Source organism: Microbacterium sp. CFSPD4_SD4 (assembly GCF_057364585.1).
This window is the reverse complement of the sequence record NZ_JBNFOC010000011.1, coordinates 40604-64700: the sequence shown is the minus strand read 5'-3', so window position 1 is coordinate 64700 and position 24097 is coordinate 40604. Positions and strand designations below refer to the sequence as shown.

Below are 24097 nucleotides of genomic sequence, written 5' to 3'. Positions count from 1 at the left end.
CCGTCAACGCGTGACGCGAGGCGGCGCGGTCGAGGAGCGCACGATGAGCTGCGGGTCGGTGGAGGGCATCTCGCCGACCGGGTCGTGGCCCTCGATCTGGGTGATGAGCCGCAGCGCGGCGGCGCGGCCCATGGCCTCGAACGGCTGACGGACGGTGGTCAGGGCGGGGGAGGCGTAGGCGGCGAGGGCGATGTCGTCGACGCTCACGACGGAGATGTCCTCCGGCACGCTGCGCCCCGCCTCATGCAGGGCGCGGATGAGGCCGAACGCCATCTCGTCGCTGCTGACGAAGACCGCGGTCGCCTCGGGGATCGCGGCGATCGTGCGGCCCGCCCGGTACCCGGACTCCGGGGTCCAGTCCGCCGGGATCACGGGCGGCGGGACGATGCCGCGCTCGCGGAGCGTCTGCTCCCAGGCCTCGCTGCGCTGCTGCGTCTCCGTCCAGTAGTCGTCGCCGGAGACATGCCACACGGTCTCGTGGCCGAGGTCGAGGAGATGCTCCACGGCGAGGCGGGCGATCGCGCGCTGGTCGACCGCGAGCGGGGCGTCCTCCTCGAGGGAGGTGCGCTCACTCCGGGTGGCGGGCGTCCGTTCGGTACGCGCCCGCATCGCCGGCGTGTCCAGGGCGATCGGAACACCGAGGATGATGCCCTCCGCGCCCTGCCGCTCCAGGCGATCGAAGGCCTCGAGGAACGCGTCGTCCGAGGCATGGTCGGCCACCGCCGCCGTGGTCACGGTGTAGCCGTTCGCCGCCGCGGCCTGCTGGATGCCGACGCCGAGCGCGGCGGAGGAGTAGCGATCGGTCGAGACCACGATCACGCCGAGCACACGGGTGCGGCCCGAGGCGAGCGACGCGGCGGCGGCGTGCACCCGGTAGCCGAGCTCCTCGACCGCGGCGAGAACCCGTCGTGCGGTCTCCGGGCGGACGTTGTCCTGTCCGGACATCACGCGCGAGACGGTCTGGGTGGAGACGCCGGCGAGGCGGGCGACGTCGACCTGGCTGGGGGCGCGGTCGTCTTTCGGACGGCGAGGGGACATGCCCCAATGGTAGCGATCCATCGGCGGAAAACCAGGGAGCGCGGACATCGGCGATGCGATAATGTGAACGCAAACAATTCAGCTGGGAGTGCAATGTCCGACCTTCTCGCCGCGGCTTCCGACGGCTTCTCCACCGCCGTCGCCGCGCCGACAGACGCCGCCGCCCCCGGCGCCCCCGCCCTGTCCTGGCGCGACGGGGAGATCCTCCGCGACGGTGCGCCGCACCGCATCCTGTCGGGCTCGATCCACTATTTCCGCGTGCACCCGGACCAGTGGGAGGACCGCCTGCGCCGGCTCGCCGCGATGGGCGCGAACACGGTCGACACCTATGTCGCCTGGAACTTCCACGAACGGGTCGAAGGGGACATCCGCTTCGACGGCTGGCAGGACGTCGAGCGCTTCGTGCGGCTGGCCGGCGAGGTCGGTCTCGACGTGTTCCTCCGGCCGAGCCCCTATATCTGCGCGGAGTGGTCCAACGGCGGTCTCCCCTTCTGGCTCACCGGGCGGGTCGCGGCGCTGCGGACGAGCGATCCCGCGTTCCTCGCCGCCGTCGATGCCTGGTACGACGCGCTGCTTCCGCGGCTCGCGCCCCTGCAGGCCGCGTACGGCGGGCCGATCGTGGCGATCCAGATCGAGAACGAGTACGGATCGTTCGGCAGCGACGCCGCCTACCTCGCCCACCTGCGTGACGGGCTCCGGCGACGGGGCATGGTGGAGATGCTGACGACGGCCGACGGGATCACTCCGGACATGATCGCGCACGGGAGCGTGCCGGGCGCGATGACGACGTTCACTTTCGGCACCGGGGTGCCGGTGGCGGCCTCCCTGCGTCGGCACGGGGAGGCGCTCATGTGCAGCGAGCTCTGGGGCGGCTGGTTCGACCACTGGGGCGAGCGGCACCATGTGCGGTCGGCGGACAGCATGGGCGGGACGATCCGCGAGCTCCTCGACGAGGGCGGTTCGGTCAGCCTCTACATGGCGCACGGGGGCACCAACTTCGGCCTGTGGAACGGCGCGAACCACGACCTCGTGCTGCAGCCCACGGTGACCAGCTACGACTCCGACGCCCCGATCGGCGAGGACGGCACCCTCGGGAAGAAGTTCCATGCGCTTCGCGCGCTCTTCGCCCCCTTCCACGCGGACGAGCTGCCGCCGGTCCCCGACCAGCCGCGGCGGCAGTCCGCGGCGTCCGCGCCCCTGGAGCCGCGGGCGGCTCTGCTCGACGTGGTCCGGGCGACCCCTGCGGCGGGCGCGCTCTCGCCCCGTCCACTCACCTTCGAGCAGCTCGGGGCGGAGGACGGCCTTGTCGCCTACGAGGCCGACGTGTCGTTCCCCGACGAGGCGACACTGACCATCGATGGCCTGCACGATCGCGCGGTCGTCTTCCTCGACGACCGTCGCCTCGGTGTGCTCGAGCGGGACGGCGAGACGTCTCTCGCTCTCCCCGTGGACGGCGGCTCCGGTCGGCTGACGCTCGTCGTCGAGAGCCTCGGACGCATCAACTACGGGCCGTATACCGGCGAGGGCAAGGGCATCATGCGCGGTGTGATGATCGGCCGCCGCCTTGTGAACGGCTGGACGCATCGCCTCCTGCCGCAGACGGCACCGGCGGCGGACGCCGCCGGGTCGGGCGGAAAGGACGGCCTCGCCGTCGCCGGGTTCGATGTCGCTGAACCGCTGGACGCGTGGCTCGCCTTCCCCGGCGGCGGCAAGGGCATGGTGTGGCTGAACGGATTCCTGCTCGGACGTTACTGGAGCGTGGGTCCGCAGGAGACGCTCTACGCCCCCGCGCCGCTGTGGCGTGCCGGGCGCAACGAGATCGTGGTGCTCGACACCGACGGCCTCGGGGCGACGGTGGAGATCCGGGAGGCGCCGTCCTTCGGGGAGACCGAGGAGTTCATCGGCTCCTGAGCCGCACACGGGCCGCGGGTGATGACCTTCGGCCAATGTTTGCGCATACTTCGCGTTCAACTCTTGTCTTAAGCCACACCCTCGCTCTACGGTGATAGCGCAAACATCGGTTCCGATCGATGATCCACCTGCGGCGCATCGGGGCGTCCTTTCCTCCGGCCGTCGCACCGTTCGAGAGGCAAGACGTGTCGACACCTTCCCGACCGCCGCGCACCGCCGTCGCCATCAGCTCCCTGCTGGCGACGGCTCTCGCGCTCGGCGGAGCGCTCCTCCCCGCGACCGCTGCACAGGCCGCCGATCTCCTCCCCGTCCCGCAGACGGAGTACCGGTTGCACGCGGTGTCCAGCGAATCGGATCCGTATCCGGCGCCGCCCTCGCACGACGGCACGGCTCTCGGCGCCTTCGACGGCGACTATGCGACGCAGTGGACGTCGCGGTACTCGTCCAACGCGCCCTTCCCGCACTGGATCGCCCTCGACCTGCAGCGGCCCCTCTCTGTGAAGGCGCTGGACTACTCGGTCAAGCGCGGGCAGAGCGTCGCGGCCAAGACCGTCGAGGTGTACGTCACGGATGACGCCGACGCCGCGCGCACCTCGCCGGCCGATGGGGGATGGGGCGCCGCCGCCGCGGCCGCGACACTGCACGCACCCACCGCGAATGACGAGAAGCAGCGCATCACGCTGGAGACCGCGAAGGACGGCCGATACGTCGCGCTGCTCGTCATCGACGCGCAGGGCACCACGGGCGGCGGCGCCGGTGAGATCCAGGTGCTCTCCGACGAGGAGCTCCCGCCGATCGTCACGGAGCCGGAGACGCCGGAGCAGCCGGAGACCGGGGACACCGTCGAGATCGCCGCGGGCGGCACCACCGCCACCGTCTCCGCCGCGTTCCCGCAGATCCTCGGCTACCGCGTGGGCGATGACCGCCTCGGCGGGCAGAAGAGCTCCCCGCGCACCTGGGCGGTCAACGGCACCGCCTATGCGTCGACCACCACCTCCACGGCGACGGCGAGCGGCGTCGACTACGTCTCGACCCTGACCGGCATCGACGTCACGGTGCGCAGCAGCATCCGCGTCGCGGCGAACGGCACGGTCGAGTTCACCGTGACCGGGGTGGACGGTTCCGCCGCGGTGAACACCCTGGCGCTCCCCGACAACGCGTTCCTCTCCGCGACGGCCGCGGACGGCGCCGTCCTCGATCGCACCGTGATCAGCCCGAACAGCACCACGAACGCCGATGAGCACATCGCGGTGGGAGCGGCGACGGCCACCGGGACGAAGGGCGCGGCCTTCGCATTCCTCGGCGACGGGACCCTCGCCGGCAGCGTGATCACGAACGCGACGACGCAGGCCTCCGGCGGCACCGCCTCGTGGAACACCCGGCTCACGACGCGGGTGACTGCGGCCGACGGCCGGACCGCGGAGATCGGCTCGAACACCTGGCTCATCCATCCGACCTCCGCCGTCGACAGCCGGGTGACGACCTACGCCCTTCCGAAGGTCACGGTGCTCCTCACCGCCGACCGCAACGGCGACGAGACCGTGGACTGGCAGGACGCCGCGATCCGCTACCGCGAGGTCGACGCCCCGCGCCTCGGTGCCGACCGGGTGGCCGACCGCGTGGTCAGCCGCATCCCGTTCAACTTCGCCTCGAGCGCCACGAACTACTTCGACCTCGTGCTCGACAACACCAAGCGCATCGCGAACCAGACCGACGGCCTCGGGCAGTGGGTGCTCAACAAGGGCTTCGGCAGCGAGGGACACGACTCCGCGAACACCGACTACGGCGGGAACTACAACGAGCGTGCGGGCGGCCTCGCCGACCTCAACCGCCTCGTCGACGAGGGGGCGAAGCTCAATGCCGACATGAGCGTGCACGTCAACGCCACGGAGATCTACCCGCAGGCGGACGCGTTCGACGCGGCGATCCTCGATGGCACACCGCCCTACAAGCCGGGCTGGAACTGGCTGGACCAGTCGTACTACATCAACCAGCAGACCGATCTCGGCACCGGACGCGTGCTCGACCGCTTCCAGCAGCTGCGGGACGAGGTGCCGGGGCTCAGCGGCGTCTACATCGACGTGTACTACTCCAACGGCTGGGTGGCCGAGGAGCTCGCGGACGAGCTGAACGCCATGGATCTCGAGGTCGCGACCGAGTGGGGCGACAAGTTCGTCGACAGCACGGTCTGGTCGCACTGGCCGAACGACCTCGCCTATGGCGGTAAGGACAACAAGGGCATCAACTCCACCATGGTGCGGTTCATCCAGAACGCGCAGGCGGACGTCTGGAACGACGACGTCCTGCTCGGCCAGCAGCGTCTCGTCGACGCCGAGGGCTGGGTGGGCAACCGCAACTGGGACGGCTTCATCGGCAACATCTGGTCGCAGAGCCTGCCGACGAAGTTCCTGCAGCACTTCGACCTGCAGACGTACGAGGCGGGGGTCGAGGCGACCTTCACCGACGACGTGGCGGCCCGGATCGACGGCGGCACGCGGGTCGTCACGATGGACGGCGCGACCGTCCTGCGGGGCGACTCCTACCTGCTGCCGTGGCAGTCGCTGCCGTCGAGCGCCGAGTCGGGCTCGCCCGTCGACGCGGACAAGATGTACTTCTTCACGGCCTCCGGCGGCGAGAAGACCTTCGGTCTCACGGACGCCTTCCGCGGGAACACGACCTTCGACGTGTTCGCGCTCGGCGACCAGGGCCGCGAGAAGGTGCGCACCGTCACCGCGGTCGACGGCAAGCTGACGCTGTCCGGTGAGAAGGGGACGGCCTACGTCGTCGTGCCTCAGGGCGGAGCGCAGCGGGCGGCGATCGAGTACCGCGACGCGGGCCTGACCGATCCCGGGTTCAACTCGGGCGCGCTCGACGGCTGGAACCCCCGGGGCGACGTGACCATCGAGCGCACGGACCTCGGCGCGGCGAAGAACGCCTCACGGGGCGACAACATCGCGGTCTTCGGCTCGTCCCCCTCCGCGATCTCGCAGACCGTCACCGGCCTCACCCCCGGGAAGCGCTACGCGTTCTCCGCGCAGGTGCAGATCGATCCGACGGCCACGCGCGACGTGAGCGTCGCGGTCGACACCGGGGGCGGCGTCGTGAGCCGCACCTGGAACCTGTCCCCGACGTACAACTACATGCGCGCCGACTCGAAGGCCGGACAGTACTACCAGCGCGGATCGGTGTCGTTCCTGGCGCCGGCCTCCGGCGAGGTGACCGTCTCGGTCTCGGCGGTCGCCGGCGACGCGGCGGTGCGCATCGACAACGCCAGGGTGATGGCGGACACGACGGCGCCGGCCGCAGCCGGCACGGTGTACTCGAACGACTTCGAGGGCAACCAGCCCGGGTGGGGCCCGTTCGTGAAGGGCGACGCCAACGGCATCGACGACCCCCGCACGAGCATCTCGCGGCGGCACGACCCGTACACGACGAGCGACTGGCGCAACACAGCCAAGCCGTTCGACAGCGGAGCCCTCGCGGGGCTGGCGGTGGACACCACCCTCACCGGTGAGCACTCGCTGATGTCCCACTCCGAGAACTCCGGCGTCGTCTACCGGACCGACCCCACGCTGGTGCCGCTGCAGGCCGGGCACACCTACCGCATCGGGTTCGACTACCAGGCCGGCGCGAGCGGGGCCTACCGCTGGCTGACCGGCACCGACGCCGTGCTCGACGGGGAGATCTCCTCGACGACCCTGCGTCGCACCCCCGTCGTGCAGGCCCTGGAGACCACCGCGTTCCAGGAGGACGTGATCGTGGGGTGCGGCGACTACACGTGGGTCGGTCTGGAGCGGGTCGGCGGCCCGGACGTCGACTTCGTCCTCGACGACTTCACGGTCACCGACCTCGGTCCGACGGAGGGTGGCACGCCGTGCGCCACCGTCTCCGGCGAGGCCGTGACCCTGAGCCCCGGGGCGCAGACCCCGTTCACCACGACCTTCACCAACAGCGAGGACATCCTGGCGGAGAACGTCGGCGTGCAGCTCGACCTCCCGGAGGGCTACACCGTCGAGGTCGCAGACGGGTCGTCGAACCTGTTCGCGAAGGTCGCCCCCGGCGAGAGCGTGACGACGGACTGGCTGCTGACGGCACCGGCGTCGGCCGCGGGCTCCGCCGTGAGCATCGGCATCGCGGCCACCTACCTCGTCGACTGCGACGTGCGGACCGTGCAGACCGCGCAGGAGGCGGCTGTGGCCTCCCGCGCCCGCATCCCGAACGCGCAGATCACGGCGACCGCGAGCTCCGAGGAGACCGCGGGTGAGGACGGCACAGCGACGAACATGCTCGACGGCAATGCCGGGACGTTCTGGCACAGCCGCTGGAGCAGCGACGCCCCCGGGTATCCGCACGTGCTCACGTTCGACCTCGGTTCCGCGGAGACGGTCGACGGCATCTCCTACCTGCGGCGCGGCGCGAACCAGAACGGCCCCATCAAGGGCTTCCAGGTCGCGGTCTCCACCGACGGGCAGACCTTCACCGACGTGGCGGTGGGTGAGTGGAAGAACGTCGCGGAGTGGCAGGATGTCGACTTCGCCGCGACGACCGCGCGATACGTGCGGGTGACGGCGACCTCGTCGATCTCGGGCACGCCGTTCGCGGCCGTGGCGGAGATGGCGGTGTACGGTGTCACGTCCCCGCAGACGGGGCACGCCCCGGAGAAGCGACCAGCGGACGACCTCGGGGCGTGCGCCCCGGAGACCGATCCGGTGCTCACGCTCGGCGCGGATTCCGTGCGCGCAGGGGAGACGGTCGAGGCCGTGCTCTCAGGCTTCGCGCCCGGCGCCGCCGTCTCGTTCTGGCTGGACGGCGTGCGGCTCGCGGACGCGACGGTCGATGCGCACGGCGCGCTGACCACCCGCGTGCTCATCCCCGCGGATGCGACGGTCGGGAAGCACCGCTTCCTCGTCAAGGACGCCTCCGGCGCGGAGGTGGCCGGCGCGGACCTCAAGGTCAAGAAGGCGAAGCCGGCGAAGAAAGCCGTCCTCACCCCGTCGGTCGGCACCGCGGTGGCAGGAGACTCCCTCCGCGTGCAGCTCCGCGGCTTCGACCCCGAGGCGGTCGTGCAGCTCTGGCTCCACTCGGAGCCGGTCCGCGTGGGCGAGGTGACGATCGCCGCCGACGGCGGCGCGGTCGCGACCGTCCTCATCCCGGCGGCCACGCCCGCGGGTGCCCACGCGCTCGTCGCGACGGACACCGAGGGCGCCGAGCTGGCCCGCGCGGATCTGGCGGTCACCGCGGCCGCGACCGCCGCGGGTGGGGCGCTGGCCACGACCGGCACGGAGGGGATGACCTGGCTGGCGGTCGCCGTCGGCGCGCTCGCCCTGAGCGCACTCGGTGCGGCGCTCTGGCGACGGCGACGCAGCTGAGTTCCTCTGCACACGAGAGGCCCGGGGTTCGCCCCGGGCCTCTTCTGCACGCGGCGGGGAGTCTGCCGGTTCTCCACGGGTCGCGGTTCCGGGGCGGGAGAGCGTGCCCCCGCTCCCCGATACTCGAGGGGTAGTCACGAAAGGAGCCGTACATGCATACTGTAAGCATGCCGAACGTCCTCATCCGCGACCTCGATCCGGGCGTGCATTCCGTGCTCGCCGCACGCGCGCGCGAGCGAGGACAGTCGCTTCAGCAGTATCTGTCGACGGAGCTCACTCGCCTCGCCTCGCGCCCGACGCTTTCGGAGTTCCTGAGCCGACGAGCGCGGCAGCCGGAGATGACCGCGCTCACCCCGGAGAGCATCGTCGCCGCCGTGCACGAGGGGCGCGCCGGGCGGTGATCGTCGTCGACGCCTCGATCGTCGTCGACCTGGTCTGCACCGGAACGTCGACCGGTGTCCTGGGGTCGCGGCTGGAGGACGAGTTTCTGCTTGCCCCGGAGCTGTTGCCGGTGGAGGTGGCCAGCGCTCTGCGGGGGCTCGAACGCGGCGGTGTCCTCGACGCCGCGGCGCTCGAATCCGCGGCCGGCGACCTCGCCCGCCTCCCGGTCGACCTGCATCCGACGCTCCCGCTGGTGCCGCGGATCCTCGCGCTGCGGGCGAACCTCACCGCCTACGACGCCGCGTACGTCGCGCTCGCCGCGGTGTTCGACTGCCCGCTCCTGACGCACGACCGGAGGCTCGCGCGGGCGGCCTCCGGTCTGTGCGCGGTCGAGGTGCCTAGCCCTTGACGGCGCCGGCGGCGAGACCCGAGCGCCAGTACTTCTGCAGCGTGAAGAACAGCGCGATGAGGGGGATCACGCCGAGCAGGGCCCCGAGCATGACGGCGCCCTTGTCGGGGGAGAAGTAGCTCATCATGCCGTAGAGGCCGAGCGTGACCGGCTTGAGGTCGGGGCTGGAGATCATCATGAGCGGGAGGAGGAAGTTGTTCCACGTGGCCACGAAGATGAACAGGAAGATCGTCACCATCGCGGGGCCGAGCAGCCGCAGCACGATCGTGAAGAAGATCCGGCCCTCACCGGCGCCGTCGATGCGGGCGGCTTCCAGCAGCTCCGTCGGCACCGACGACTGCGCGTAGACCATGCCGAGGAAGACGCCGAACGGCGAGACCGCCGAAGGGATGATGATCGCCCACACCGTGTTCGTGAGGCCGAGCTCCTGGAACTCGATGTACAGCGGCACCGTGAGCAGGGCGACGGGCAGCAGGAGCCCCGCCATGATGATGCCGACCGCGAGCTTCTTCCCCGGGAAGGCGAACTTGGCGATCGCATAGCCGGCCATCACGGCGAACAGCGTGCCGATGACCCCGGCGCTGAGCGAGTAGAACAGGGAGTTGCCGACCCAGCGCCAGAACAGCCCCTGCGTCCAGCCCATGAGGCTGTCGTAGTTGGCGGCGAGGTTCGGCTCGGCGAACCAGAAGCCGAACGTCGACGTGAGGTCGGTGTTGTTCTTCGTCGAGGCGACCACGAGCCAGAACACCGGCACGAGGAAGTACAGCGTGGCGACGACGAGGGCGATGATGCCGAACGTGCGCGCGGCGGGGCCGGGGGCGATCGACGGGGGAGGGGCGTCCGCCGCCTGCGGCTTCCGGGAGCGCCGCTTCGTCGGCGGAGCCACGGTGACGAGTCGTGTGGTGGTCATGCGTCGCCCTTCCGCCGCTGGAGCAGTGCGTACACGATCGCGAGCACACCCGCGATGCCGGCCATGAGCAGCGAGTACGCCGACGCCGGACCGCTGCCCGACGGCGACAGCTCGCCCATCATCGTGTTGTAGGTGAGCATCATCGGCGTGAAGTCCTTGCCCATCCAGGAGTTCGCGGCTTCCAGGATGACCGGCTCGTTGAACAGCTGGATCGTGCCGATGATCGACAGCAGCACGGCCAGCAGGGCGGCACCGCGCACGAGCGGCACCTTGATGCGGGTCGCGATCTGGAATCCGGTCGCGCCGTCCAGGCGGGCGGCCTCGTAGAGGTCGCGGGGGATGGCCTGCAGGGCGCTCAGGAAGATGAGCATGTTGTAGCCCGTGTAGGTCCACGTCGTCATGTTCGCCATCGAGAAGAGGATCGTCTGCGGCGACATGAGGTCGGTCCCCTCGGGCAGATAGGGCAGGAAGGGCGACACCTCGGGCGTGTAGAGGTAGAGCCACATCATCGCCGCGATGATGCCGGGGACCGCGTAGGGGAGGAAGAAGGCGAGGCGGAACAGCGCGGGGCGGCGCACGATGAACGAGTCCAGCAGCAGGGCCAGGGCGAGGGCCGCGATGATCATCACCGGGATCTGGAACGCCGCGTAGAGCACGACCCGTCCCATGCCGGCCCAGAACGCGCCGTCGGTCGTCGCGGCCGCGAAGTTGTCGAGGCCGACGAACGTGTCGACGAGCTCGCCGCCACCGTACAGGCCGCCGCCGGCGGGTACCTGCGCGAAGAACGACGACCGGACCGACACGATGATCGGGATGAGGAAGACGACGGCGAACAGCAGCGCGAACGGCGCCATGAACAGCCACCCGGTCAGCCCCTCCCGTCGGATCCGCGATCGCCTCGTCGACGGGGCGACGGGGCGGCGCGCGGGAGGGAGCGGCGCCGCTGCCCTCGTCTCGGTCACTGTGGCCATGATGTGCCTCTCGCTCTCACGACGACGGCGGAGTACACGATCGCCCGTGCACTCCGCCGTCGTTCATCCGATGATGCCGTCCGGTCCGGTCATTCCGCGACCGGGAGGCCGAGGTCCTTGAGCGACGCGACGGCCGTGTCCTGCGCCGTCGTGAAGATGTCGGCGACCGAGGCCGTGCCGGCGGCGGCCGCGGCGGCCGTCTCGTTCATGTTCGCCAGGGTCGAGAAGCCGGGGGCGTAGGGGAAGTCGGGGTTGAGGTTCTCGGTGGCGGTGCCGAGCTCGGCGAGCACATCCTGGCCACCGAACTGCCGCAGCATCTTCTCGGGGGTCTCCACCTCACCCTTCGCGGCGACGACGAGACCCTGCGACGCGAGGTCGTCGACCTGCGTGTTGAACCAGTCGTTGAACTCCATGGCGGCCTCGGGGTTCTCGCAGCCCTTCATGACCGAGACGCCGGAGCCGCCGTCGGGGCCGCTCATCGCCCCGGCGCCGAAGTCCGGGAGCTGGGCGACGCGCCACTTCCCCTCGGCCGGGGTGCCGTCCAGCGAGTCGAGGAGGAAGCCGGCCTCCCAGGCCGCGCCGACGTGGCCGATGAGGCTGCCGTCGTTCAGCGCCGCCGTGAAGCCCTCGCCCCAGCGCTCGGTCGCGAGCGTCTGCTTGCCGTCGAGCAGGCCCTGCCAGAAGGCGGCGACGCGCTCGGAGCCGGCGCCCTCGGCGTCCACCTTCCACTCCTCGCCCTCGGTGGAGAACCAGGTGTCGCCGGCGGCCGCGGCCTGTCCGGAGAGCCAGTTCTGCGCCTCGTCCGGAGTGAAGGCGGTGACGAACTTGCCGGCGGCGGCGGCCGTGGCGGAGGCGGCGGTCAGGTCGTCGAGCGTGGCCGGGGCGTCGAGGCCGAGCGCCTCGAACTCCGCGGTGTTGTAGAAGTAGACGAGGGGCCCGGTGTCCTGCGGGAGGCCCACGATGGCGTCGCCGACCCGCATGCCGCTGAACGCTCCGGCCGAGTAGTGGTCCTCGTACTTCTCGGCCTCCGCGGCGACGTCCTCCAGCAGACCCTTCACATAGAGCTGCGGCACCTCGGAGTATCCGGTCTGCGCGAGGCACGGGCCGTTCCCGGCCTTGATGTCGGTCTCGAGCTTGAGGATCATGTCGCTGGCCTTGCCGTCGAACTTCGTGGCCTTGACCTGGATGTCGGGGTGCTCCTCGTTCCAGCGGTCGACGATCTCCGCGACCGTGGTCATGCCCTCGCCGTCAGGGAGGCGGTGCATGTATTCGATGGTGACGGGCTCTCCGCCGGCGTCGCCGCCCCCGGATGCAGCCGGGGCGCAGGCCGCGAGTCCGAACGCCGACACCGCGCCGAGGGCGACGACCGCGGCGACGCGGGGGGTGCGTGAGGTGGGTGCCATGCTGTTCTCCTCTTTGAGGTCATGTTCCTGCGGATCGCCCGAAGCGGGGACGCGGCGAGGGTGCGCCGTCGATCACATGCACATCAAATCAGAAAATGTTTGCGCTCACAAGACGCGGAATCGCGGGACGGGGACGAATTCGGATGCCTCAGAGGGAGCGCTGACATCGATCGGCGGCGTCGGGACGCGGTCGTGCGCTGCGGGACACGGCGGCCCTCCCGCTGAGGGGACCGCCGCCCGGGTACGACGAAACACCCGCACGAGCCGTGCGGGTGTTTCGAACCGAGGGGCTACGCCTTCTCTAGTTCGTCTTCGTCTTCGTCTGCGTACTCGTCGGCCCACTTGTCGACGTAGGCGTCTTCGTCGGAGTCGCTCGAATGCGCGAGCTCGCGCTCCAGCGCCGAGTAGTTCACCGACGGACTGTACGCCTTGAGTTCGCGGGCGATCTTTGTGTGCTTCGCCTTCTGACGGCCACGGCCCATGCCTGAGACCCCCTCACGAGTTAAGCTGCGGGCAGACAGGCGCCCGAGTCATTCACGACACCGGCTCGAGGCCGGTAAGAGTAGCATTCAGGATAGCACGCGGGGAACAGACCCTGGCCGCGGCCAGGCCGGCGAAGGGAGCGATCTCCATGACCGACAGCACCTCCACTCCGTCCGATGAGGCCACGCAGAACGCCGCTCTGCAGAAGGCCGTGATCGTCGGGATGCAGCTCGACCAGGACCCGCACGTTCTCGATGAGGCCGTCCGCTTCGCCCGGCTGCTGAACGCCCCGCTCGTGGTGGCCCACGTCGACATCACGCGCTTCGTCACCTACGAGGATCCGGACGGCTACGTGCACTCCGCTCCCATCGACATCAACTTCGACGCGGGGGCTGCCGAGTTCGAGGCCGTCGAGGCGGCTGCGGCCACGATGCTCGACGGCAAGGGAGTCACCTGGACCGCTCGGCAGCTCGTCGGCGACCCGGCGCTGGCCATCAAGCAGCTCGCGAACAAGCTCGACGCGCAGCTCATCGTCGTCGGTACCCGCAAGCGCGGTATCGGTGAGTCCATCCGGGAGTTCTTCACCGGCTCGGTCGCCGCGCGCCTCGCCCATCGCCAGCACCGCTCCGTGCTCGTCGTCCCCCTGGGGGAGTCCGTACCGGACGAGCAGAAGGAGATCTGGCCGGAGTGATCCGCACACGACGAGGCCCCGCCGACGGATGTCGACGGGGCCTCGTGCGGTCATGCCAGGGGCTCAGGAGTCCGGTTGACTCAGCGCCACCGTCACGCTCCGGGCGGCCTGGTCCAGCGCGTTCTCGAGGTCGGTGACCACCGACGACGGGAGGACGCCGCCCTTGGCGACATGGGTGCGCAGGTCGGTGCGGATGCGTGCGCGGAAGGCGTTCACGACGGCGTCCGCGCGGTGCAGCTCCTCGCGGCTGGTCAGCCGTGCATCGTCGCCCGCGGTGCGCGGCCTGTTCTTCGCCGCCGCCCGGTCGTCCTTGGTGGCCGTCGCCAGGTCGGCGCGAAGACTCTTCATCGCCTCCTGCACGCTCTGGCGCACCTCGTTCGCGATGAGACGGACGGTGTCGGTGATGCCCGCCTCGATGTCGGCGAGGTCGCTCTGGCGCGAGGCCAGCTCGGCGCGTCCGGCCTCGGTGATCGCGTAGATCGTCGTGCGTCCGTCGACGGTCTTGGTGACCAGCCCCTCCTCCTCGAGCTTCGCCAGGCGCGGGTAGATGGTGCCGGCGCTCGGCGTGTACGTGCCGCCCGTCCGGTCCGTGAGGGACTGGATGATGCCGTAGCCGTGCTGCGGGGACTCCGCGAGCAGCGACAGCAGGTACAGGCGCAGGTCGCCGTGGGAGAAGACCGCGGGGCTCATGCTTCCCACTCCGGATCGTTCTCGATGGTCTGCGGAGCGCGGCGGAGGACCGTGACCCCTCCGGAGACGGAGTTGGCGCGGAGGTCGACGAAGCGTCCCGCGAGCTCCCCGGTGGTGCCGTTGTAGGTGCTCGGTCCGGACGAGCTGCGCTCGACCCCGTCGATGAGCAGGCGGCCGCTGAGCGAACGGATGACGTAGTTCGCCGCGAGGGACTCGTCGAGCCGCACCGTGGTCCCGCCGGAGACCGAGTTCACGGTGATCGTGTTGACGTCGCCCGCCGCGTCCACCAGCGTCGCGCCGGAGACGATGTCGACCGTGGCCTTGCGGATGGCACCCGTGACGGCCACGTCGCCGGAGACGCTGTTGGCGCTGAGCGAGCCCGTGAGGTTGCGGATCTGCACGTCGCCGGAGACCGAGTTCACGCTGAGGTCGCCGATGAGGGTGTCGACGATGATGTCGCCGGACACGGTGTTGAGACGCGTGTCGTTGCGGATGCCCGACACGAGGGCGCCGGCGCTCACGACGCCGAGGGTCAGGGCGATGCTGCGCGGGACGGCCACGCTCACCTCGGCGCGCGGACCGCCGGAGCCGAAGTTCCGGAACACCTCGAGGAAGTTGTCCCAGCCGAGCTGCGGGTGGTCGATCTCGACCTCGCCGTCGCGGGACTCGATCCGGAGGTCCTTGGTGGTGACGCCGTGCACCTCGATCCGGATGCCGGGTTCGTCGTGGGCGATGACGTCGACCTGTCCGCCGACGAGGCCCACCTTGAGCCGGGTCGCGGAGGCGATGTCGATGACGCGTTCCTCGCCGGGGGCGATGAGCCACTTCTCGGTCATGTCTGCTTCTCCTGTGTCGAGGGATTCACGATATATCGTGTTGCCGTCACGATAACACGATATATCTCGATCCCGTCACCCCTCTTTCCTTCGAATCGCCTGATTGGTCCCATATCGGCCGGAAATCGAGCCAATCAAGCGATTCGAACGGGGTTGACCTTGACGTAACGGCAACTTCTACGGTGGAGGGGAACGACACGGAAGGGTGGGCGGGATGAGCGAGAAGGACTGGTCGATCCAGGAGATCGCGCGACTGGCGGGGACGACGAGCCGGACGCTGCGGCATTACGACGACATCGGGTTGCTGCCTCCGTCGCGCATCGCGCCCAACGGATACCGGCACTACGACGCAGCGGCGCTCGTGCGGTTGCAGCGGATCCTCCTGCTGCGGGAGCTCGGGCTCGGGTTGCCGCAGATCGCGGAGGTGCTGGGCCCTTCGACAAGCTCAGGGGCCCAGGGCGGGGGCTCAGGGGCCCAGGGCGGGGGCTCGGCGGCGGAGGCGTCGGCGCTCGAGACGCACCTCGCGCTGCTGCGCGAGGAGCAGACCAGGCTGGCGCGGCAGATCGCGTCGGTCGAATCCACCATCACGGCATTGAGAGGAGGTGAGAACCTCATGGCAGAGAACATGTTCGACGGCTTCGACCACACGCAGTACAAGCAGGAGGTCGAGGACCGCTGGGGGAAGAAGGCCTACGCCGACAGCGACCGCTGGTGGCGCGGGATGAGCGGCGCCGAGCGCGCCGAGTGGCAGCAGCGCGTGTCCGACCTCGGACGCGACTGGATCGCCGCGGCGGAGAGCGGGATCGATCCCGCGTCCGCCGAGGCGCAGGAGCTCGCGCGCCGTCACGTGGCCTGGCTCACGGGCATCCCGGGCACTCCCGCCGCCGCGCTCCGGCAGGGACCGGACGCGGATGCCAAGGCCTACGTCATCGGTCTCGGCGAGATGTACGTCGCAGATCCGCGCTTCGGCGCGAACTACGCGACGTCCGCGGGTGGGACCCAGGGCGCGGAGTTCGTCCGCGACGCGCTCCGCATCTACGCGGAAGCCTCCCTCTGATCCGTCGAGCGGCCCCCTTGCGTGCGACCCACCCCGCTGCGGTCGTACTCAAGGGGGTGGCTCGCACGCAAGGGGGTGGATCGGGGGAGGAGGGGAGGGCGTAGGGTCGTGCCATGACGGGGCGACGGAAACGGGGGCACGACGACCGCCCCGCGTCCGGAGCCTTCGCGGTGGCGGCGACGGCCTACGCGGCGAACTGCGCCCTCGGCGCCGCGGTGGCGGCGCGGCTCATCGACACGCGCCGCTTCCGCTGGGTGCACCACGCCCTCTACATCCTGACCTGCGCGACGGCCGGACTCGCCGTCGTCGCGGGTCTCGCCACCCGCACGCCGCGCACCCGTCGCGCCGCCCTCGCTTTCCTCCCCGCTGCCGTCCCCCTGGCCGCGATCCCCTACGCCGGGACGCACACCCGGCGGCACCCGCTCGTCGCCCTCACGGCGGCGCCCTTCGTCCTCGCGGGCCTCGTGGTCTCGCGCCTCCCCTCCGACCGGAAGTGACCGCATGGAACTGCTCGACGCCATCCGCCGCCGCAAGACCACGAACGGGGCGTTCCTGCCCGACCCGGTCTCCGAGGAGCACCAGCGCATCCTCCTGGAAGCGGCCGGGCGCGCGCCCTCGCAGCTCAACAGCCAGCCCTGGCGCTTCGTGGTGATCGAGAACAGGGACACGATCGACGAGATCGCGCGCATCTCCGGCGAGAGCATGACGGAGGCCATGTCGAACGGCACGTTCTTCGAGCGGTACAAGCCGTACTTCCGCTTCAGCCAGGAGGAGATGGAGGAGAAGCGCAGCGGCATGCTGTTCGACAAGCTCCCCGCGCCGCTTCGGCCCTTCACGTCCCAGGTGTTCACGAAGCGCGGCCAGACGCTCATGAACACGTTCGGCGTGCCGAAGACGCTGGGCTCGGAGAATCGCAAGCTCGTCGCCGGATCGCCGCTGCTCCTGGGCGTCATGCTCGACCGGAGCGAGTACCGGCCCGGGCAGCTGTCGTCGTTCTACTCCGTGTTCAGCATGGGGGCGGCCATGGAGAACGTCTGGCTGACCACGGTCGAGCTGGGCATGGGCATCCAGTTCATCTCGTTCCCGATGGAGGTGCCGGGGCGCTGGGACGAGATCGTCCGGCTGCTGCGGGTGCCCGACGATCTCGAGCTCATGGCCGTGTACCGGCTCGGCTACCTGCCGCCCGAGCAGCGCCGCCCGGCGATCGACTGGTCCAGCAGCCAGCGCAAGCTCGTGTCGCAGTACGTGTTCCGCGAGGACTGCGACACCCCGCAGCAGGGCTGGGACACGCCGCCGGCGCGGACCTGAGTCAGGAGCCCCCGACCGTCCGCGGCACCTCCGGGAGATCGTTCAGCGCCGGTCCCTCGATGCGCGTGCCGTCCGCGGCGAACCGCGACGCATGCAGCGGGCAGTCCCACGTGCACTCGGCGTCGTTCCAGTCGAGAACGCCGCCCAGGTGCGTGCAGACGGCGCTGACGGCCCTGGTCACCCCGTCGACCGTGGAGATGGCGACCGGGCGACCGCCGCGGTTCGCCACGACGCCCTCGCCCTCCGCGGGCTGCGGCACGGGGACCGGGGTGGTCTCGGCCTCGACCCAGCCCTTCGTGGCCGCGGCGGCCACCTTCGCCCCCTCGACGGCCCCCCGTGCGAGATCGGCGGGGACGGTGAGCCGGGTGCCGAGGCGCAGCATCCAGGACGGGCGCTCGCGGCGCTTCGTCCCGATGATCTCCTCCGTGAGCCGCAGGGCCGCAGCGGGCGCGTTCGACAGCCCCCACTTCGCATACCCGGTGGCGATGCGGATGCGCCCGAGGCCGCGCGGCAGGGCGCCGACGAAGGGGATGAGGTTGTGCGACTGGTAGTCCTGCGCGGACCAGCGGTGGGTCTCCTCCGCATCCGGGAAGTGCAGGCGGGTCCAGTCCACGAGGTCGTCGATCGCCGCGGTCTCGCCGTCCGAGCGGCCGACCGGATGCCCGTTGCCGCCGACGACGAGCTGCGCGGTGTCGGCGGGGCCGTCGGCGGCGGACACCGGCCGGATGGACCGCGTCGGGCCGTCGGCGGAGATGAACGTCCCCTCCGGCACGCCGCCGGAGACCCGGAACGAGACGCAGTACGACCGCATCCCGGCGACCTTGGAGAAGTACAGGCCGCGGTCGAGGATCGGGGTCCCCGTCGCGAGGACGATGTGCTCGGCGAACATCGGGCCCGCCGTCGTCTCCACCCGTGGCTCCGGCAGGGCGTGGGCGCCGGTCACGCGGACGCCGGTGTGCAGCGTGCCGCCTCCCGCGAGGAACTCCTTCGCGAGCGCGTCGGCGACGGCGACCGGGTCGATCGTCACCTGCGAATCGAGGGCGACCGCGCCCGCGACGGGGAACGGCGTCGACAGCTCGCCCGCGGTGAGCAGCCGGGTCGGAAGCCCCGCCTCCCGTGCGGCGGAGTGCTGGGCTCGGACCGCCTCGAGCCCGTCCGGACCCTGGGCGTAGGTGTGGTCGGTCCGCTCGGTGTAGCTCAGGCCCGCGCTGTCGGCGAAGCCGGTGAGCCACTCCATGCCGGCCCGGTTGGCGTCGACGTACGCCTGGACGAGGGCCGCCGGATGGTGCCTGCGGATGGTGGCGAGCTGCTGCCCCTGGAGGAGCGAGAGCTTGCCCGTGTTGCCGCCCGTCGACAGCTCCGCCACGTCCCCCGCGTCGACGACCACGACGTCGAGTCCGGCGCGGGTCAGGAGCACCGCGGTCGAGAGGCCGGTGAGCCCCGCCCCCACGATCAGCACGTCGTGCTGCGCGCCGGGATCGAAGGGAGTGCCGTGGGGTGCGTCCTGGTCGACCTTCCAGAGGGGCTTCATGCCGACAGTCAACGCCTGTCCCCGCCCCCACCCCAACGCCTTGACATCCGACGGTCGCGCTGTCATGCGGCGACTACAGTGGCGAGCGTGAGTCTCCGTCGTGTCCTGCTCGTCGCGCTCGGCGGCACGCTCGGGACGGCGGCGCGTCTGGGCCTCGGACTCCTCGTGGACGATCCCGGCGGCTTCCCCCTCGCGGTGCTGCTGGCCAACGTGCTGGGCGCCCTGCTCATCGGGGTCGTGGCGGCGCGGCTCCCGGCCTCGGCGGAGCTGCGGCTGCTGCTCGGCACCGGCGTCCTCGGCGGCTTCACGACCTACAGCGCCCTCATGACCGGGACGTTGGCCCTGTGGGGGTCGGCTCCGCTCCTCGCCGCCGCGTATGCCGTGGGCAGTCTCGTCCTCGGTCTCCTCGCGGCGGCCGTGGGGCTCCGGCTGGGGCGCCCGCGCCGGGGAGGGGTGTCGTGAGTCCACTGCTGTTCCTCGCGGCCGCGCTCGCCGGGGGCGTCGGCGCCGTCCTGCGGTACCTCGTCGACCTCGGCGTCGCGCGGCTCGCCGGCCGACGGTTCCCGTGGGGGATCCTCGTCGTCAACCTCACCGGCTCGTTCGCGCTGGGGCTCGTGACGACGGCGCTGCCGGACGCGGCGTTCGTGCTCGGCGCCGGCCTCCTCGGAGGCTATACGACCTTCAGCACCGCGATGCTCGATGCGGTCGCGCTGTGGCGGGACGGCGAGCGCGGCGCCGCGGTGTTCGACGCGGTCGGCATGCTCGTGCTCGGTCTCCTCGCCGCGGGGCTGGGGCTCGCGCTGGGCGCCGCGCTCTAGATCGACGCTTGCGAAGAGCCGACGTGCCGCGCTACTCTCGCTGCTAATCGTTTAACGCTAAACGGTTAACATCGCGCACCGCCTTCTCGTGCACCCGTCAAAGGAGACCTCGATGCCCCGCACCTCTCGCCGCGCCCTGGGCGCCCTCGCCGCCTCCGCGGCCGCCGTCCTGGCGCTCTCCGCCTGCTCCTCCTCCGCGACCGGGGAGTCGTCGGGCGGCGACATCACCCTCAGCTACGCGATCTGGGACGAGAACCAGAAGCCCGCGATGGAGGACATCGCCGCCGCGTACACCGAGGAGCACCCGAACGTCACGATCGAGATCCAGGTCACGCCGTACAAGGAGTACTTCACCAAGCTCCAGACCGCGGTGACGGGCGGCTCGGCCGCCGACGTGTTCTGGATGAATGGCCCGAACTTCCAGCTCTACGCCTCGAACGGACAGCTCGCCCCGCTCGACGACGTGGACGCGGCCGACTACCCCCAGGGGCTCGTCGACCTCTACACCTACGACGACGCGCTCTACGGCGCCCCCAAGGACTTCGACACCGTCGCGCTCTGGTACAACAAGGCGCTGTTCGACGCCGCGGGGGTGGAGTATCCGAGCGCGGGCTGGACCTGGGACGACTTCCGTTCCGCGGCCGCGAAGCTGACCGACCCGGCGAAGGGCCAGTTCGGCGTCGCCGCGAGCCAGTACGGCCAGGAGAACTTCTACAACTCCATCGCGCAGGCCGGCGGCGAGGTCATCTCCGCGGACGGCACCCAGAGCGGATACGGCTCCCCCGAGGCTCTCGAGGGCATCGAGCTGTGGACCGACCTCATCGCCGACGGCTCCTCGCCCACGGCGCAGCAGATGACGGACACGAACCCGGAGGACTTCTTCCTGTCCGGCAAGGTCGCCATGTTCCAGAACGGCTCCTGGGCCGCCATCGCCTACGCGGACAACGCGGACATCGGGGGCAGCGTCGACGTGGCGCCGCTGCCGGCGGGTCCGGAGGGCAACCAGAGCGTGATCCACGGCGTCGGGAACGTCGCGAACGCCAAGAGCGCGCACGTGGAGGAGGCCAAGGACTTCGCCGCCTTCGCGAGCGGCGAGCAGGCCGCGAAGATCCAGGCCGAGACCGGCACCGTGATCCCCGCGTACAACGGCACGCAGCAGGCCTGGGTCGACGCCCTCCCGCAGTACGACCTGCAGGTCTACATCGACGCGCTGGAGACGGCCGTCCCGTACCCCGTGTCGAAGAACACCTCCGCGTGGACGAGCATCGAGAGCGAGGTGCTGTCCCAGGTGTGGTCCGGAGCGGTCTCCCCGAAGGACGGACTGCAGGATCTCGCCGCGCAGATGCAGACCGCGCTGGACGCCGAGCAGGAGTGACCGCGTGACCGTCCTCGCGCCTCGCGCGGTCGCCCCCGCCGCCGGACGGACCCCGGAGGCCCCGCCCTCCGGGGTCCGCCGGCGGCGCCGTACGCCCGGTGCCTCGCCGTGGTGGGCTCTGGTGTTCCTCGGGCCCACCGCCCTGGGCCTCGCCGTGTTCTACCTGTGGCCGACCGTGCGCACGCTCATCATCTCCTTCACGAAGTCGGGGCCGTTCGGCGGCGCGGAGTGGATCGGGTTCGAGAACTACGTCCGGCTGTTCCAGGATCCGGAGCTCCTCGGCGCCCTCCGCAACACCGCGGTCTACACGGTGATCGCGCTCATCGGCATCCCCCTCGCGGTCGGGATCGCCGCGCTGCTGAACACCACCGGTCTCAAGGGCCGCAGCGCCTACCGCACGCTCTACTTCATCCCCGTCGTCACCATGCCCGCGGCGATCGCGCTCGTGTGGCGCATGATCTACAACGGCGACTACGGCGTGCTGAACGCGGCCCTCGGCGCGGTCGGCATCGAGGGGTGGAGCTGGCTGACCGATCCGAACACCGCGCTGGTCGCGATCGCCGTCGTCGGCATCTGGGCGGGCCTCGGGACCAACATCGTCATCTTCCTCGCCGGGCTCCAGGGCATCCCCGACACGATCATGGAGGCGGCCGACCTCGACGGGGCGGGCCCCGCACGCAAGTTCTTCTCGATCACGATCCCGCTGCTGTCGCCCTCGATCTTCTTCGTCAGCGTCATCAGCGTGATCGGGGCGCTGCAGGTGTTCGATCTCATCTACATGATGCTCGGCCGCAGCAACCCCGCGATGCCGAACACCCGCACCGTCGTCTACCTGTTCTACGAGGCGGGCTTCCTCGACAACGACCGCGGCTACGCCGCCGCCGTCGCCTTCCTCCTGCTGCTGATCATCCTCGTGCTGACGATCGTGCAGTTCCGGCTGCAGAAGAAGTGGGTGCACTATGAGTGACGTCTCCCTCGACACCCGCGCGGTCGTCGGTGCCGCCCCCGCACGATCGCGGAGGGCGGGCACCCCACGGAACCGCGGGCTGTGGATCGTCCACGTCGTGCTCATCGTCGGCGCCGCGCTCATGGTGTTCCCGTTCGTCTGGCAGCTGCTGACCTCGTTCAAGACGCTGTCCGACTCGGTGCAGGTGCCGCCGTCGTTCCTTCCGCGCGAGTGGGTGTTCACCAACTTCGCCGAGGTCTTCGACTCGATGCCGTTCGGGCAGATGTTCCTGAACTCCGTGCTCCTCACGGTCGGCCGCACGGTCGGGCAGGTCGCCCTGTGCACCATGGCGGGCTACGCGTTCGCGCGCATCGCCTTCCCGGGCCGGAACGCCCTGTTCGTCGTGTTCCTCTCGGTGCTCATGGTGCCCTCGCAGCTCTACCTGCTGCCGCAGTACGAGATCATCCAGGCGCTCGGCTGGCTGAACACGCTGCAGGCGCTCATCGTGCCCGGCATCTTCAGCGCCTTCGGGACCTTCCTGATGCGGCAGTTCTTCCTCTCGATGCCGGCCGAGCTGGAGGAGGCGGCGCGCATCGACGGGGCGAATCCGTGGCAGACCTTCTGGCGGATCATGGTTCCGCTCGCGAAGCCTGGCATCATCGCACTTGTGGTGTTCACTGTGCTGTGGTCCTGGAACGATCTGCTGTGGCCGCTGATCGTGACGACCGATCCGGCGAAGATGCCGCTGTCGGTCGGACTCTCGCAGCTCGTCGGCATCCACGGCACCGACTACCCGGTGCTCATGGCGGGTGCCCTGCTGGCGACCCTGCCCATGCTGGTGACGTTCATGATCCTGCAGCGGCAGTTCATCCAGGGCATCGCGTTCAGCGGGACGAAGGGCTGAGACATGGCACAGCGTGAGCACGCCCCGAGCCGCCGCCCGACCCTGCGGATGGTGGCCGAACGTGCCGGAGTGTCGACCGCGACCGTCTCGTACGTGTTCTCCGGGCGAGCAGGGGCCAGCGGGGCGGGCGTGGCCGAGGCCACCGCGGCGCGGGTGCTCGCGGCGGCGGACGAGCTCAACTACCGGCCGAACACGGCCGCGAGGGCGATCCGCACGGGTCGCAGCGGCATGGTGCAGCTCTCCCTGCACATGCTGAGCGATCCGTGGTCGCTGGCGGTGGCCGACGCCGTGAACGCCGAGGCGAACCGGCACGGGCTGACGACGCTGATCCTCGCCGACGGCGACTGGCACGCGGCCCTCGACCGTGTCGAGAGCGACGTGGCGTATCTCGACGGCGTCGGCCTGGACGAGGAGGACGCGCGACGGCTGGGCGACCTCGTCAAGCGCGGCCAGCGGCTCGTGGTGTTCTCGGAGCACCTGGAGCCGGACGGCTTCGACGTCATCCGTTCGGACGCGATCCCGGGGTGCGAGCTCGCGATGGATCACCTGCTGGAGCGGCACACGGCCATCGGCTGCATCGCCGCGGAGGGTGCCGTCCGCCTCGCGGGAACCCAGGTCACGCGCTACACGCCGTACGTCGAGAAGCTCGCGGCGGCCGGCATCTCCCCGGATCCGGCGTGGACCGTGACCTATGCGGAGACCCAGGCCAGCGCCTTCACCGCCGCGATCGAGCTGCTGTCGCAGGAAAACCGCCCGGACGCCGTGTACGCGACGACCGACTTCGCCGCGATCGCCGCGATCAACGCCGCGCATATGCTCGGGCTCCGCGTGCCGCACGACGTCGCGGTGATCGGTGTCGGGAACACGCCGGACGCACGGCTCATCGCGCCCACCCTCACCACCGTCGGCCCCACGGACTTCTACGAGCGTCAGGCGCGGATCATCGTCGAGAAGGCGCTCGAGAGCGAGCCCTCGCCCGGGGCGCTGCACGAGTTCCCCTGGGCCCTCGTCCCCGGCGGCTCGACCGACCTCGACGCCCCGGCAGCCCGCGGCCGCTGAGCCGCCC

General features: G+C 70.6%; 22 protein-coding genes. 14 read left to right on the top strand and 8 right to left on the bottom strand.

The genetic code is table 11. From position 1 onward, the window contains the following. Window positions 1-3 precede the first annotated feature (3 nt). Window positions 4-1038 carry a LacI family DNA-binding transcriptional regulator gene (locus tag AC2W7E_RS14190; protein WP_025104712.1) on the bottom strand — a complete coding sequence of 345 codons (1035 nt, stop codon included), beginning with the start codon at window positions 1036-1038 and terminating at the stop codon, window positions 4-6. 93 nt (window positions 1039-1131) lie between these two features. On the opposite strand from AC2W7E_RS14190, the gene AC2W7E_RS14185 reads away from it, so the two are divergent. From AC2W7E_RS14185 to AC2W7E_RS14170, 4 genes are all read left to right on the top strand, one after another. Further along, window positions 1132-2949 (top strand): glycoside hydrolase family 35 protein, encoded by a 1818-nt coding sequence (locus tag AC2W7E_RS14185; RefSeq protein WP_378869308.1) that lies wholly within the window; start codon window positions 1132-1134, stop codon window positions 2947-2949. 185 nt (window positions 2950-3134) lie between these two features. Next, entirely contained in the window at window positions 3135-8318 is a 5184-nt protein-coding gene (locus tag AC2W7E_RS14180; protein ID WP_485989364.1) for an endo-alpha-N-acetylgalactosaminidase family protein, read from the top strand. 167 nt (window positions 8319-8485) lie between these two features. After that, window positions 8486-8719, top strand: a complete 234-nt coding sequence (locus tag AC2W7E_RS14175; RefSeq protein WP_025104709.1) for a FitA-like ribbon-helix-helix domain-containing protein — start codon at window positions 8486-8488, stop codon at window positions 8717-8719. Beyond that, window positions 8716-9108, top strand: coding sequence for a type II toxin-antitoxin system VapC family toxin (locus AC2W7E_RS14170; RefSeq protein ID WP_025104708.1), 393 nt, complete (start codon window positions 8716-8718; stop codon window positions 9106-9108). Before AC2W7E_RS14175 ends, AC2W7E_RS14170 begins: the two co-directional genes overlap by 4 nt. On the opposite strand, the gene AC2W7E_RS14165 is transcribed toward AC2W7E_RS14170, so the two are convergent. From AC2W7E_RS14165 to AC2W7E_RS14150, 4 genes are all read right to left on the bottom strand, one after another. Further along, window positions 9098-10018, bottom strand: coding sequence for a carbohydrate ABC transporter permease (locus tag AC2W7E_RS14165; protein WP_485989363.1), 921 nt, complete (start codon window positions 10016-10018; stop codon window positions 9098-9100). The genes AC2W7E_RS14170 and AC2W7E_RS14165 overlap by 11 nt on opposite strands. Continuing rightward, on the bottom strand, window positions 10015-10989 hold the full coding sequence (locus AC2W7E_RS14160; protein WP_485989362.1) for a carbohydrate ABC transporter permease: 975 nt from the start codon (window positions 10987-10989) through the stop codon (window positions 10015-10017). Before AC2W7E_RS14160 ends, AC2W7E_RS14165 begins: the two co-directional genes overlap by 4 nt. 89 nt (window positions 10990-11078) lie before the next feature. After that, window positions 11079-12392 (bottom strand): ABC transporter substrate-binding protein, encoded by a 1314-nt coding sequence (locus AC2W7E_RS14155; protein ID WP_485989361.1) that lies wholly within the window; start codon window positions 12390-12392, stop codon window positions 11079-11081. Between the two features lie 290 nt (window positions 12393-12682). Further along, window positions 12683-12874 (bottom strand): DUF3073 domain-containing protein, encoded by a 192-nt coding sequence (locus tag AC2W7E_RS14150; RefSeq protein WP_025104705.1) that lies wholly within the window; start codon window positions 12872-12874, stop codon window positions 12683-12685. A 149-nt stretch (window positions 12875-13023) separates the two neighbouring features. On the opposite strand from AC2W7E_RS14150, the gene AC2W7E_RS14145 reads away from it, so the two are divergent. Beyond that, window positions 13024-13566: a universal stress protein gene (locus tag AC2W7E_RS14145; protein WP_025104704.1), complete on the top strand. Its 543-nt coding sequence runs from the start codon at window positions 13024-13026 to the stop codon at window positions 13564-13566. A 63-nt stretch (window positions 13567-13629) separates the two neighbouring features. On the opposite strand, the gene AC2W7E_RS14140 is transcribed toward AC2W7E_RS14145, so the two are convergent. Together AC2W7E_RS14140 and AC2W7E_RS14135 are read right to left on the bottom strand one after the other, a co-directional pair. Further along, window positions 13630-14256: a PadR family transcriptional regulator gene (locus AC2W7E_RS14140; RefSeq protein ID WP_060922301.1), complete on the bottom strand. Its 627-nt coding sequence runs from the start codon at window positions 14254-14256 to the stop codon at window positions 13630-13632. Then, window positions 14253-15092, bottom strand: coding sequence for a DUF4097 family beta strand repeat-containing protein (locus AC2W7E_RS14135; protein WP_025104702.1), 840 nt, complete (start codon window positions 15090-15092; stop codon window positions 14253-14255). Before AC2W7E_RS14135 ends, AC2W7E_RS14140 begins: the two co-directional genes overlap by 4 nt. Before the next feature lie 214 nt (window positions 15093-15306). Between AC2W7E_RS14135 and AC2W7E_RS14130 the strand changes: the two genes are divergently transcribed. The 3 genes from AC2W7E_RS14130 (at window position 15307) to AC2W7E_RS14120 (ending at window position 17457) form a co-directional block, all read left to right on the top strand. Further along, window positions 15307-16149, top strand: a complete 843-nt coding sequence (locus AC2W7E_RS14130) for a MerR family transcriptional regulator (protein ID WP_378869322.1) — start codon at window positions 15307-15309, stop codon at window positions 16147-16149. A gap of 113 nt (window positions 16150-16262) precedes the next feature. Beyond that, complete coding sequence (locus tag AC2W7E_RS14125) at window positions 16263-16646, top strand: hypothetical protein (RefSeq protein WP_378869325.1); 384 nt, start codon at window positions 16263-16265, stop codon at window positions 16644-16646. Window positions 16647-16650: 4 nt separating this feature from the next. After that, a complete protein-coding gene (locus tag AC2W7E_RS14120; RefSeq protein WP_025104699.1) occupies window positions 16651-17457 on the top strand; it encodes a nitroreductase family protein in 807 nt (268 codons plus the stop codon). Between the two features lies 1 nt (window position 17458). Here the strand turns inward: AC2W7E_RS14120 and AC2W7E_RS14115 are convergent, their stop codons facing one another. Then, on the bottom strand, window positions 17459-18988 hold the full coding sequence (locus tag AC2W7E_RS14115) for an FAD-dependent oxidoreductase (RefSeq protein WP_126894167.1): 1530 nt from the start codon (window positions 18986-18988) through the stop codon (window positions 17459-17461). A gap of 87 nt (window positions 18989-19075) precedes the next feature. Between AC2W7E_RS14115 and AC2W7E_RS14110 the strand changes: the two genes are divergently transcribed. The 6 genes from AC2W7E_RS14110 to AC2W7E_RS14085 all read left to right on the top strand — a co-directional run bounded on the left by AC2W7E_RS14110 (window position 19076) and on the right by AC2W7E_RS14085 (window position 24090). Continuing rightward, window positions 19076-19450 (top strand): fluoride efflux transporter FluC, encoded by a 375-nt coding sequence (locus AC2W7E_RS14110; RefSeq protein WP_238695654.1) that lies wholly within the window; start codon window positions 19076-19078, stop codon window positions 19448-19450. Beyond that, window positions 19447-19806 (top strand): fluoride efflux transporter FluC, encoded by a 360-nt coding sequence (locus tag AC2W7E_RS14105; RefSeq protein ID WP_338565341.1) that lies wholly within the window; start codon window positions 19447-19449, stop codon window positions 19804-19806. The genes AC2W7E_RS14110 and AC2W7E_RS14105 overlap by 4 nt, the downstream gene beginning before the upstream one ends. A 112-nt stretch (window positions 19807-19918) precedes the next feature. Next, a complete protein-coding gene (locus AC2W7E_RS14100) occupies window positions 19919-21181 on the top strand; it encodes an ABC transporter substrate-binding protein (protein WP_025104695.1) in 1263 nt (420 codons plus the stop codon). A 4-nt stretch (window positions 21182-21185) separates the two neighbouring features. After that, window positions 21186-22148, top strand: coding sequence for a carbohydrate ABC transporter permease (locus tag AC2W7E_RS14095; RefSeq protein ID WP_485989360.1), 963 nt, complete (start codon window positions 21186-21188; stop codon window positions 22146-22148). Next, window positions 22141-23031, top strand: a complete 891-nt coding sequence (locus tag AC2W7E_RS14090) for a carbohydrate ABC transporter permease (protein ID WP_025104693.1) — start codon at window positions 22141-22143, stop codon at window positions 23029-23031. The genes AC2W7E_RS14095 and AC2W7E_RS14090 overlap by 8 nt, the downstream gene beginning before the upstream one ends. 3 nt (window positions 23032-23034) lie before the next feature. Further along, window positions 23035-24090 carry a LacI family DNA-binding transcriptional regulator gene (locus AC2W7E_RS14085; RefSeq protein WP_371512850.1) on the top strand — a complete coding sequence of 352 codons (1056 nt, stop codon included), beginning with the start codon at window positions 23035-23037 and terminating at the stop codon, window positions 24088-24090. Window positions 24091-24097 lie beyond the last annotated feature (7 nt).